This is a genomic window from Microcoleus sp. C2D2, assembly GCF_036702495.1.
Classification (GTDB): domain Bacteria; phylum Cyanobacteriota; class Cyanobacteriia; order Cyanobacteriales; family Microcoleaceae; genus Microcoleus.
Genome location: NZ_JAUBTO010000095.1, coordinates 19,550 through 32,183 on the forward strand (window position 1 = coordinate 19,550; position 12,634 = coordinate 32,183).

12 protein-coding genes are annotated in these 12,634 nt (G+C 45.4%); all 12 read left to right on the plus strand.

The genetic code is table 11. The annotated features are described in order from the left end of the window. The coding region (locus QUB61_RS25560; RefSeq protein WP_333190172.1) for an O-antigen ligase family protein at positions 1-1,189 on the plus strand (1,189 nt) is incomplete at its 5' end. A 275-nt stretch (positions 1,190-1,464) separates the two neighbouring features. Beyond that, positions 1,465-2,616, plus strand: coding sequence for a circadian clock protein LdpA (ldpA, locus tag QUB61_RS25565; RefSeq protein WP_333132551.1), 1,152 nt, complete (start codon positions 1,465-1,467; stop codon positions 2,614-2,616). Between the two features lie 161 nt (positions 2,617-2,777). Continuing rightward, the gene (locus QUB61_RS25570) at positions 2,778-4,544 is read left to right on the plus strand and encodes a R3H domain-containing nucleic acid-binding protein (protein WP_333132550.1); all 1,767 of its coding nucleotides are present in this window, start codon (positions 2,778-2,780) and stop codon (positions 4,542-4,544) included. Between the two features lie 224 nt (positions 4,545-4,768). Continuing rightward, complete coding sequence (locus QUB61_RS25575; protein ID WP_333132567.1) at positions 4,769-4,825, plus strand: helix-turn-helix domain-containing protein; 57 nt, start codon at positions 4,769-4,771, stop codon at positions 4,823-4,825. A gap of 7 nt (positions 4,826-4,832) precedes the next feature. After that, positions 4,833-5,222, plus strand: a complete 390-nt coding sequence (locus QUB61_RS25580) for a transposase (protein WP_333132549.1) — start codon at positions 4,833-4,835, stop codon at positions 5,220-5,222. Beyond that, positions 5,206-5,454, plus strand: coding sequence for a hypothetical protein (locus QUB61_RS25585; protein ID WP_333132548.1), 249 nt, complete (start codon positions 5,206-5,208; stop codon positions 5,452-5,454). The genes QUB61_RS25580 and QUB61_RS25585 overlap by 17 nt, the downstream gene beginning before the upstream one ends. A 35-nt stretch (positions 5,455-5,489) precedes the next feature. Further along, complete coding sequence (locus QUB61_RS25590; RefSeq protein WP_333132547.1) at positions 5,490-5,807, plus strand: transposase; 318 nt, start codon at positions 5,490-5,492, stop codon at positions 5,805-5,807. 364 nt (positions 5,808-6,171) lie between these two features. Beyond that, positions 6,172-7,824, plus strand: coding sequence for a CheR family methyltransferase (locus tag QUB61_RS25595; RefSeq protein WP_333132546.1), 1,653 nt, complete (start codon positions 6,172-6,174; stop codon positions 7,822-7,824). A gap of 128 nt (positions 7,825-7,952) precedes the next feature. Further along, complete coding sequence (locus tag QUB61_RS25600; RefSeq protein WP_333132545.1) at positions 7,953-9,068, plus strand: chemotaxis protein CheW; 1,116 nt, start codon at positions 7,953-7,955, stop codon at positions 9,066-9,068. Between the two features lie 505 nt (positions 9,069-9,573). Further along, positions 9,574-11,037 (plus strand): methyl-accepting chemotaxis protein, encoded by a 1,464-nt coding sequence (locus QUB61_RS25605; RefSeq protein WP_333132544.1) that lies wholly within the window; start codon positions 9,574-9,576, stop codon positions 11,035-11,037. Between the two features lie 178 nt (positions 11,038-11,215). Further along, the gene (locus QUB61_RS25610; RefSeq protein ID WP_333132543.1) at positions 11,216-11,356 is read left to right on the plus strand and encodes a hypothetical protein; all 141 of its coding nucleotides are present in this window, start codon (positions 11,216-11,218) and stop codon (positions 11,354-11,356) included. 617 nt (positions 11,357-11,973) lie between these two features. Then, a complete protein-coding gene (locus QUB61_RS25615) occupies positions 11,974-12,333 on the plus strand; it encodes an IS630 transposase-related protein (protein ID WP_333132542.1) in 360 nt (119 codons plus the stop codon). The last annotated feature ends 301 nt before the right edge of the window (positions 12,334-12,634 follow it).

Here is a 12,634-nt window from a genome sequence, read left to right on the forward strand (position 1 = left end):
CCTGCTGATTGTGCTTTCAAATTTATCATTTTTATGGGAAGAAAGGAAACTTTTAACTTTTTCCCGGCAGTGGAAAGTCTGCCTGATTTTGTGGGGAGTTTTTTTGACTTTGGGAGCGATTTCTACCCTCAACAGTCCTTTCCCGGAGCGTTCTTTTTGGGGACAAGACCAAATGGGAGACGGCTGGCTGTACTGGCTGTTAATTTCTATTTTTAGCCTCACCAATAGGCTGCTGTTTAAACTGCATCCAGAATTGTTTCTCTCTCAAATGCGGGGTTTGCTGATAGGAGGTGCGGTTGTGGCTGTTAGCGTTTTTCCGCAAGTTGTCAACTGGCAAATTGATTATACTGCTACTTCCGGTCAGTTGGTCGCAAATGATGTTTTGGCTAGTACGATTTTTCGCGGACAGCAGCCGATCGCACTTTTCTCGCACCGCGGTCACGCAGCTATAGTATTGGCTCTGACAGCCGTTCTTTGTGCGGTAGGTTGGAAGCGGAAATTAATTAGCGATCGCACTTCCACTCTCGCTTTATTTCTCATTCTCCCCGCTTTGCTATTTACCAACACTCGCACAGCAATTTTATCTTTAATTATATCACTATCTTACTTGTCGGGACGGCAATATTACAAAAAATTAATTCCAGCTATTGCGATCGGCTTAGTGGCAATTAGTGCGATGACTTTTACTAGACCTCTGGACTGGAATCGGGTATCTGTTGCACAAGTAATGTCGAGCCGATCGCCTTTGTGGGAAATTGCTGTGCGCGGGATTCAAAAACGACCTCTCTTTGGCTGGGGTTTTAACGGATTTGGCATCGCATATCCTTTCGTCGCCAATCCCAATAAGGTTCCTGAAATTGTGAATTTAGGTCAGTTTTCTTATGATTGTATTGTCCCAAACAGACAGGTTCGCACTGAAATAATACCGAGTTATAAAGCTCACAATTGGATTTTAGATACTGCTATTTCTACAGGCATTCTGGGTGCGATCGCTAGTTTTGCTTTGTGGGGATATTGCTTGTACTGTGCGATCGTGTCGCTAAATACCGATTTATCAGCAGTGGCGATCGGCTATTTAACTTTCATTCTGCCTTGGTTTGAGTGCGCTCAATACGCGCAGGTGCTTTGGTTAGCGCTAGATGGTTCCGAATCGAGTTTTCCGAGTCCAAAACTCTCAGTCCTGCAATAATAGTCGGCTTTTATCTTGCACCCACCGCTAACAAATGATACTATTATAAGTCTGCAATTAAAACCTCAGCCAAAAATTAAAAATCGAACCCGTAACAAAAACTCTTAAAAAAATTAGATTGCCAAAAAAGTCATGCTCGATACTCCACATCTAGGGCTGACCCCCCAAGTCCCACTCCTATCGGTAGCGTTTTGATACTTGTATCTGGCTGAGTCGGAAAACTCAGTACAAATTTTTGCCTCGTAATTTTTAGCTGAAAGGATTAACATATAAGGGTGACAGAACATTATCATCCCCTAAACTCATTAAAAGGTGGCCATTGGTTCAAGCTGATCTGTGGGGCGAGCTTTCAGCACCTACCGGCTGTACGGAATCTCACCTTGGCTTACACCTTAGCAGGCGCTGACTGTATTGATGTCGCGGCAGATCCCGCCGCCGTCGCAGCAGCGAAAGAAGCCCTACAAGTGGCCAGCGAATTACAGGCAAGAACTCAAAACCGCAGGTTTGGCGGCAAAGGGTTGCCGTGGCTGATGGTGAGTTTAAATGATGGGGAAGACCCGCATTTTCGCAAAGCCGAATTCAACCCAGCCGATTGTCCGGCGGACTGCTGGCGGCCGTGCGAAAAAATATGTCCAGCCGAAGCAATAGTTTTTCAGAGGGCTGGCAGTGGTTTTTCCGGGGTGATAGACCAGCAGTGCTATGGCTGCGGTCGCTGTCTGCCGATTTGTCCGAGCCAACTGATTTATACTCGTTCTTACGTGTCTGCTCCCGCCGCGATCGCACCTTTAATCTTACAATCCGGTGCCGACGCCCTAGAAATCCACACGCAAGTAGGCAGAGAGGCAGATTTTGGGCGACTTTGGTCGAGCATAGCTCCCTGGGTCGGTCAACTCAAGGTAATAGCAATTAGTTGCCCCGATGGAGACGGTTTGATTGATTATTTGCGGACACTCTATCAAATAATTTCCCCCCTTCCTTGTCCCCTAATTTGGCAAACCGACGGTAGGCCAATGAGCGGAGATATCGGAACAGGAACTACTAGAGCCGCGGTCAAACTCGGTCAAAAAGTTTTGGCTGCCCAGTTGCCGGGATACGTGCAACTTGCAGGCGGCACTAATGCTCACACTGTCAGCAAGCTGAGAGCCGAGGGACTGATGAAGGATGGCGGGAAAAATTTGTCAGTTCCCCCTGTTCCATACATTGCAGGTGTAGCTTACGGCAGCTATGCCAGGGTTTTGCTGTCGCCAATTTTAGAACAATTAGAAACAATGCAGACCGATCGAGCCTATGCCGTTCCGGTGGCAGCCGCGCCGCCAACAGGCTTCGTTCAAACCGCGAGGCTACCTCAGCTCGAAGCCGTCCCAGAACTTCTCTGGGAGGCCGTGAGTTTAGCTCGTTCTCTAGTTTCCCAGCTCAAAGAATTTTAGTCATTGGGAATTGGGAATTGGGAATTGGGAATTGGCCAAACAGGGCATTGGGCATTGGTACTAATGACTAATGACTAATGACTAATGACTAATGACTAATGACTAATGACTAATGACTAATGACTAAAAAGTTGAAAAAGTCACCGAACACATCGAGGCGAATGCAGATTACAGACGACCTCAACAGATTATTAGACATCGTGCCAGATGAGATCCGGCAGCCCTTAGAGCAGCACCCGCAGCGCAACAATCTCATTGAGATTGTCATGGATTTGGGCCGCCAACCTGAAGCTCGTTTTCCATCCTTGGCCGAACCTCTTTCCCAAACGCCGATTTCCAAGGCACACCTCAACTATTGCATCGAGCGAGTCGGCCACTTCGGCGGCGACAACCGAGCCGGTATCGAGCAAACCCTGCACCGAATTAGCGCCCTGCGCAACCGCAGCGGCGAGATTATCGGCTTGACTTTGAGGGTGGGCCGCGCTGTGTTCGGGACGATCGGCATTATCCGCGATTTGGTGGAAACCGGTCAGTCAATTTTGATGCTCGGCCGCCCCGGAGTCGGCAAAACCACGGCCCTGCGCGAAATTGCCCGGGTACTCGCCGATGACTTGGAAAAACGGGTGGTAATCATCGACACCTCCAACGAAATTGCCGGAGATGGAGATATTCCCCACCCAGCGATCGGCAGAGCTCGCAGAATGCAAGTTTCCCGTCCCGAACTCCAGCACCAAGTCATGATCGAAGCAGTGGAAAACCATATGCCGCAAGTGATCGTGATTGACGAAATCGGCACGGAACTCGAAGCTTTGGCGGCTCGGACGATCGCCGAAAGGGGCGTGCAGTTGGTCGGTACCGCCCACGGGAACCGGCTCGAAAACTTGATGAAAAACCCGACTCTGGCAGATTTAATTGGGGGCATCCAAGCGGTGACGCTGGGAGATGACGAAGCAAGGCGCCGCGGTTCTCAAAAGACGGTTTTGGAACGCAAAGCACCGCCAACTTTTGAAATTGCCGTCGAAATGCTGGAACGCCAGCGCTGGGTAATACACGAGCGAGTTGCAGATTCGATCGACACTCTGCTGCGGGGACGCGAACCGCACCAGCAAATCAGAAGTGTCAGCGAGAGTGGAGAAGTAATTATCGAGCGCGAGTCGGCCGCTCCCCCCGCCCGGTTTCCGGGGATGTCAGCTTCCAGCGGCCCGGCTGCTGTATCGCCAATCCGACCCGTCACACCGATCTCTGGGTGGCGGAGTGCTGGCAAAATGGTGCCGATGCCCGCTCAAGGCCATAACTTGCCAGCTTCGAGCGCGCCGGTTTCTGAGACTCGGTATTTCGAGCAACTGCTCGAAGAATCCCTGGCCATCGAGCCAGTAGCCCAGCCCGGACGTTTTTCCCAGAATGTCGGGCCTAACGGCGAAGATTTGCCCCTCCACGTTTATCCTTACGGCATAGCTCGCCACCAGCTCGAACAGGTGATTTCGACGCTCAACCTGCCGGTGCTGCTGACGAAGGATATTGAGAGTGCTGACGTGGTTTTGGCTTTGCGATCGAACGTTCGGAACCAGTCGAAATTGAGGCACTTGGCCAAAACTCGCCAAGTTCCCCTGCACACAATTAAGGCCGGCACTATTCCCCACGTAGCGAGAGCTTTGCGGCGCCTGTTGGACATGGATGACCCCGGCACCCCGGAAGTGGCAGACCTCGCCTTATTCGCCCGCAGCGGTTCTTCTGACGAGCTCGAAGCTCTCGAAGAAACCCGCTTGGCAGTCGAGCAAATTGTCATTCCCAAGGGACAGCCGGTGGAACTCCTACCCCGTTCTCCTAACGTCCGCAAAATGCAGCACGAACTTGTGGAACACTATCACCTGAAATCCCACAGTTTTGGGGAAGAACCAAATCGCCGCCTGCGGATTTATCCAGCTTAAAGTTGCAGATTTGTGCCTTTGAAGGCAGAAGGTAGAAGGCAAACGGTCGAATTTTTTCCTGGCTTCTGTTTTCTACCTTTGGCCTTTGATATCATGTCGGCTAAATTCACCAAAGAACGGGGTCTGAAGCCCCGTCCTTCTAGGACGGCTTTAATTCTCTTCGATTTTTCTCGATTGTATCAATAGTACATGGTATAATAAAGTAATTCAAACAACAGAAAACAATGAAAGCAAGGTATCAGTACAGAATCTATCCGACCGATAAACAAAAGCAGAGCTGAGCTGCGGGTGTTTGGTTGTGTTCGGGAGGTCGGTCATGATGCCTTAGCTCTCTGCAAGCAGTCTGAAAAAAAGCCTAAATCCGCAGAGCTTCAGAAAATAGTAATTACTCAGGCAAAAAAAACTGAAGAAAGAGCTTGGTTGGAGGATGTGTCATGTGTTCCCTTGCAGCAGTCTGTGGCCGATTTAGAAATCGCTTTCAAGAATTTTTTCGACTCCTGTAAAGGAAAGAGAAAAGGACGTAAAGTTGGATATCCTAAGTTCAAAAAAAGAACTAGCAGCCAATCGGCAAGACTTACCCGTCGTGGCTTCTCAATGAAGGAGAACGGAGGTGTATACTTAGCTAAGATTGGGATTGTCAATCCAATTTCGCCTGTAAAAAATGCCGTCGGAACCTAGTTCTGTCACGGTAATCAAGGACTGTGCAAACCGTTATTTCTTGAGTTTTGTCGTAGAGATTCAACCAATTCAAGTCGAAGCTAAGAATCCAAGTATCGGGATTGATTTAGGGATAAAAAGTTTTGCAGTAATGAGCAATGATGAAAAAGTCGAAAGCTCTGGCTACAAAGAGCTAGACCGGAAAGTTCGCAAACTACAACGCAAAGCGAGCTCGTCAACCAAAGGATTCTAGGAGAAGGAATGTAACTCGCATCAAAATTGCCCGCGTTGCATAATCAAATCACCGATACTCGCAAAGACTTCCTGCACAAACTATCTTCCAAAATAGTCAACGAAAACCAAGTGATTATTTTGGAAGATTTAAATGTGTCGGGCATGGTAAAGAATCGGAAACTTTCGAGAGCGATTAGCCAGCAAGGATGGAGAGAATTCAGGACTCTTTGTGAAGCCAAGTCTGAAAAGTTTGGCAGAGAGTTTAAAGTAATTAGTCGATGGGAACCTACTAGCCAAGTTTGTTCAGACTGTGGCTTCAAGTGGGGTAAAATCGATTTGTCTATTCGCGAGCGTGCTTTGTTTGAATTGTAGCACTGAGCAAGATAGAGACGAAAATGCTGCTAAAAATATAGAAAAAGTCGGGATAGGGAATTGCCACGACTCGCTTATGGACGCTGAGGGATTGTAAGACTACTTCGGTAGCAGAACCCAGCGAAGCGTCAAGAATCACTGCGGCTAAAGCGGGCGTGAGTATTTCAAGCCCGATCTGTTAATAGGGGCAGCAGCTAAGCGTCAACTCGCCCCGACCCGAATCTTGGCGTCGATCGACCGGAAATGATATTATTTGTGTTGGTATCTTTTTTGTGAGTGCGATCGACTCCAAGGCCTAGCCAATCCCCTATTACCAATTCCAGATAACCGCAGATTATACCTAAACACATTAACGAAAGTTGATATGAATGATGCACAAATTCAGCTATTTATTGAATTAATAGCGACTCACACGGGTTTACAAATTCGCCCGCAAGATCGAGCGGGTTTATCTCAAAAACTTTTAACTCGGATGAAAGCTTTAAAAATAGCCTTTCCCGAGAAGTATTATCAAATGTTAGCCGCTCCGAGTCGGGAAAGTCAAAGCGAATGGTGCGAACTCGCCTTGCTGCTGACAACCAACGAAAGTTATTTCATGCGGGACAAAGGACAGTTTTCGCTCCTGGAAAAAGTTATTTTCCCTGAATTGATAGCTCAAAAAAGAAAATTGCACGAGACATTGGGAATTAAGCCAACACTGCGAATCTGGAGTGCCGGCTGCTCGACGGGTGAAGAACCTTATTCTTTAGCTATTATTTTAAAACAGCTAATTCCTGATTGGGAAAAATGGAATATTTTAGTGTTAGGTACTGATATCAATCAAGAAGTAATAGAAAAAGCGCAGCGAGGAATTTACAGCATGTGGTCGTTTCGCTTGGTTGACCCAGAACTGCAAAGGCGGTATTTCGAGAAGGGGAAAATCGAGTGGAAAATCGACAGGAATTTGCGCCAATTAGTTACCTTTAGCTGTGTGAATTTAGTGACAGATAATTACCCTAATAATGACACAGATATTAATAACATGGATTTGATAGTGTGCAGAAATGTTTTTGTTTATTTTGAAGATCAATATATTTCACAGGTATTGAAAAAGTTTGCCAAGACGCTGAGACCTGGAGGATATTTAATCACTGGTCACGCTGAAGTTCACAATCACGCGATGCACGATTTTCAACCAAAGGTTTTCCCGGAGTCGGTTGTTTATCAAGCCAAGAATGTCCCAGGGAAGGAACCAGGTAAAATAGAATCTTTGATTGCATCAGCATCCAAGGCCTCATCGCCGTTTGGGGAATCAGGAAAGGGAGGGTCCGTTGACTGCGACAGCCGTCAGTTGCTACCGAGGCGAACCGTGCTAGCTAGTTTTGCTAACAGCAATTTGGCGGATATGGCGTCGCGGTTAACAGCAGATACTGGGTTGGTAAAGATGGTGGGAACTCGCTATGTGGATGGAGATTGGGCGGGTAAGGATGGGTCATTTTCACATCCTATTGTAGAAGAAAAAAAAACGCAAACAACTTATTTAATGCTAATTTTAGAAGCAAAAAACTGCTTGAAGAATAAAGATTATATTGAGGCGATTAACAAGGCACAAGAGGCGCTATCCCTGGAAAGTCTGACTTTTGATGCTGATTATTTGTTGGCGCAAATTTATGCAAATTTAGGTAAGTATTCTCAGGCGATCGAACACTGCAAGCGAGCTAGCAAAGCAGATGCTATGTCAGTATTTCCTTATTATTTGAAAGCTCAGATAGCCGAAGAACAGGGTGACTTGGAAAGAGCTAAATTTTTCTTGAGGAAAGCCATTTATGTCGATCCGTATTTTGTTTCAGCTTATCTAGAACTAGCGAATATATACCATAAAGAAGGTAAGCTAAATATAGCTATAAAAATGTACAACTCATCTTGCGATATTCTCAAAAAACTACCGCCCAATAGTCCGATCGGGCAGGAGGGAAAAATGACAGCGAGTGAAGTATTGATGGATGTGAAAAAAAAATTGGTAAAATTGTCCAGCTAACAAAAGTGACGCGCCGGGAGAAGCTACAAGCCCGGTTTCTTTGTAGATGCCTCGCAGCCCAACCCAATACGATCGTAGAAACCGGATTTTTTTTCGCAAGTCCTAGTAAATAAAGTGTTAGGGTAAATATGGAAATTAAGCCGTATCTTATATTTAAACAGAACGGTTTGCTCTGGGGTGTAGAAGCCTGCTACGTTAGGGAAATTTTCTTTCTGCCGGAGTTGACAGCAATTGCAGAAGCACCTCAAGATATTGTTGGGGCGATCGACCTTCGGGGCGAAGTTCTGCCCGTGATGGATCTGAATCTCCGTTTTGGATACGTTTGGCAGGAGTACGCTGTCACAGATAGTACGATCGTCATAGAATGGCAAGAAATTCGAGTTGCCATCATTGTCAATGAAGTTAGCGAAGTTAAGCATATCCCCAAAGACGCGATAACTCCGCAGCTATCTTACGGGCGAGACAAGCCAGAGGCGTCGCATCATTTTTTAGCGGGATTTGCCCGCTGTGAAGCCGATATTATCATGCTGCTCAATCTCGATCGTTTAATTCGATCTTCTCCCGACAAAACAGAGGCAGAAATGCCAGTTTCTGCAAACGGTGCAGGCTCTTGGGCGCCAGCAGGCAAGGTAGATGGCAAAAATTTGCAGTTAGAGATAGAGCCAAAATTGTTAGCGGAAGATGCTAAAATTTTGAGCCAGCCTCAGGTTTTTTGTCCGAATGCTACGCCGGAACAAAAGGCTATTTTTCGAGAGCGAGCTGAGAATTTGAGGCTCGAAGGCGATCGCGAAAATTCTGCGGCTAATATGTCGCTGGCGGTGGTTGTTTTGAACGGCGAATACTTCGGTATTAATCTAGAGGTAGTGCGCGAATTTACTCACATTCGCCAAGTAACTCCGGTTCCTTGCACTCCCGATCGCATTATTGGAAATATGAATTTGCGCGGCGAGATTCTGACGCTAGTGGATATTCGGAATGTTTTAAATATGTCGGCGGATACAAAATCTCTCTCTCAGGCGATCGTTGTTGAAATTGAAGATTTGGTCGTTGGTATAGTTGTTGACGAAATCTTAAATATTATATATTTAAACGTGGCAGAGCTTGCGACTATTCCTACTGCACTAAATTCGGCAAACCGCGAATATCTGCAGGCTACCGCTTTTTACGAAGAAAAAATTATCGCTGTTCTCAACTTGCAGAAACTCCTGACAAAAGGGGGATTTGTTGTTGATGAGGAGGTCTAAAAAAAGATGTTATACTAAATCCGCTTTTAAACTTACGCCCAGATCGCCAATGTTATACCATTTTATGCCTTGCTCAAAATGGTGCAAAATATTAGTTTAAAACGAGATTTTTTTCGATCGGATCCGGCAAATTACTTATAATATGTCATTGCGTTTCATGTCGCGCAGCCAACAAACGCAACGCAGTGAAGTGAAGCAATCGCTCTTGTCTGAGCTGCTTTTCTCTGCTGTTGCAACCGCGGCGCTGCCGACAAGTATTTAGACGGACATGATTTTACCGGCGAATCGGGGTCGCACCTGCACAAACGATGTCCGCGCAGCCCGAAGCTAAAGAAAAGAGGGTAATAGAACAGAATTTGCTATGATACTATTTTCTACTGTCACTCCACGGCATCTATCCCAAAAGTCGCCGGCTCATTTCAGTTGCCAACGCCGGACTCCCAACCACTATCGCAGGGTCACAACATTAATAAGGGAAATGCTATCTTAAATTCAGGAAAAAAAGATGTTTGCTAAAATCAACAATTTAAACGTTAGAAAGAAGATGCTGCTCGGGTATCTAGCGCCAGCAGCTATATACTTAGGGTTTCCCGTAGTAGTTATCGCTACTACAACTCAGGTGTTGAGAACTTTCCAAGAAACCGAAAGGGTACAGCAGGTACTCGGAGAAACAACTAATATATCCCTAGGTGCCGACCAAATGATACGGGGGCTACGTGGGTATTTAATTAATAAAAATAATGAGTTTTTAACTGATTTTCACACAGGTGCAGAGTTGGCTCAGCAGTCGGCGGATAAAATAGAGCAAAGCGTTAAAGATCCCGAACAGAAAATTCGTTTGCAGAGGATGCGAGGGCTAGTCAAGCAATATTATGAGGGTTGTAACGAAGACATTGTTCGCTTAGTGCTGCAAAATCAGACAGCGACAGCCATCGCTGTATTTAATACAAACAAGTACAAAAATCTAGTGAATGAATTTTTGAAAGTGAACCGGGAATTTCGGGAAAGAGAATTAAATCTGGTTAATCAAAAAACGAAAATCACCAAGGAAGCTTTAAGCTTTTTGGTATCGACGCTGGTGGTTGGTTCGGTGCTGTTAGTGCTGTTTGGTGCGGGTATAGCTTGGCTGATTTCGTCAGGAATTGTTGCAACTATCGATCGCGCAATTAGTTCGATCGCCAGTTCTTCCACGGAGATTGCAGCAACAGTTGAAGAACAGGAACGCATGGCAAGCCAGCAAGCAGCTTCAGTTAATCAAACTACTACGACGATGGACGAATTGGGCGCATCTTCTAGGGCGACTTCAGAGCAGATAGAAACTGCCGCATCTGAAGCAATGCAAGCTTTAAGTTTAGCTGGCTTAGGTACAAAAGCTGTCGAAGAAACTTTAAAAGCAATGGCAACGCTGAAAACTAAAGTGGAGGATCTGCAAGGGCAAATTATGCAGTTGAGCGAGCAAACCGATCGCATTGGCAATATCTCAACTCTAGTTAGCGATTTGGCAAATCAAACTAATATGTTAGCGCTAAATGCTGCGGTGGAAGCAGTACGGGCGGGCGAACACGGCAAGGGGTTCGGCGTTGTGGCATCAGAAATTCGCAAACTTGCCGATCGCAGTAAAAAATCTGCCACGCAAATTAATCTGTTAGTTGCTGATATTCAGAAAGCGATTAATTCAACGGTAATGGTGACAGACGAAGGAACTAAAACTGTGGAATCTGGGGTGAATATTGCATCAGAAACCGCTGCGGCATTTGCCGGAGTGGCTAATGCAATTAACAACGTGGTTTTGAGCTCTCAGCAAGTTTCGCTGAATGCCAAACAGCAAGCGGTTGCGATCGAACAAGTGGTGGAAGCTATGAACTCTCTCAACCAAGCAGCCGCAGAAACGGCTTCCGGTATCACTCAAACTAAAGTCGGCACTCAAAAATTGAATGAAGCTGCTTTAGATTTAAAAGCAATTATTTAGAAGTGCGCTCGCTTCTGATTGTTTCACAAAAAAATGCAACTGTATGCCAACGATCCCAGCCCCAATACTCATTAGTCATTTCCCATTATTCAACTCTCAAATCTCAAATCTCAAATCTCAAATGGTATGAGCGCTCAGTAATAATTTTAATTAGTATTAAAAAATCAAAGCGATTGTTTTGGCGATCGCGATTCAGGATGTAGTTGAAGCCGTCAACTATCTCAACCTAGTAGCTCAGGAAACTGCCATCGACATTTCTCAAGTAAAACTCGGCACAGAACACCTAAATCCAGCCCAAAATCTCAAATCAGCAGTGTAGGAATAAGGAAGATTAATTACTAATTCCCAATTATCCATTATTCATTACCAATTTTTGATGAGCGATACATTTTTCACAAAAAATCAAACACCGACTACTGCTGCTGCTAATTTTAAGTACCTTGATTCCAGTATCTCTTGTAGGCTGGTAGGGAATTTCTTCTTCGGCAGGAGCACTGCAAACCTTAGCATTGAGTCACGCTGAAAGTGTCGCCTCCAGCGGTAACAGTTTGAAAAATATCAGTGACGCTATTTTGTGCCTCCGCAAATATCCCCCCCCCTGTTCATGAAATGATTAGATGTAGAGAGGGAAATAAAAGTAAACCGAGAAACTAATTCAACTTATTAAATTTGGGTTGATCGAATGCAAATCATATTTTCATAAATGATGGGAGTCAAGCCATATTATATGCAGTTGCGTTAGATCAATGAGAAAGGTAACGAGCGAGTGCGCCTAGATTATGACGGAACAAATATAAAAATTATTCCAGATTCCCAACTGCAAAATCAAGCTCATAGGAGTTAGCTTTACTTAACTAGAAAGCTCAAACCGGGAGAAACCTACAGCATATCCCATGTAAATGTGGTACACTAAACTCAGTAGCTCAGGGCAAAAAAATGAAACCTTATTCTATCGAGTTTCGGGAAAAAATAGTTAAAGCTTATGAACAAGGTGATACATCCATTCGGAAAATAGCTGCCCAATTTGATGTGAGTAAAGGCTTTGTCCAGAAACTATTGAAACAAAAACAAGTTACTGGTCATGTTCAACCCAAAAAACAAGGTGGAAGCCTTAAAAGTGTGTTACACTCGCACACAACTCAATTGACCGAAATGGTGGAAAAATATCCCGATCGCACATTGTCAGAATATTGTGAATATTGGCTATCGACGCACAACCAGTCTATCAGCCATAGTATGATGTGTCGCGAACTCAAAAAACACAATTTGACGCGAAAAAAAAACAATACGCAGTAGTCAGTCTGCCGAGCGAACGAGTGCAAATTGTGAGGTGTTCCTTATGGGGATTAAGTGAAAAAAATTGACCAAAACCACCTCATATTTTTGGATGAAAGGGGCATTTTGTTGGGTTAACACGAACCCATTCACGTTCAAAATATGGTAGTATAGTCTCGGATTTAAAACCATTGTATCCGGGTGCAAAAGTCATAGTTGTCCGAGCAAGATGGTGCATCATATCAATTCCGGTTACACCGGAATGATGGGGAGTCGGGAGTCGGGAGTCGGGAGTCGGGGAATGTGGAATTATTGACCTTGA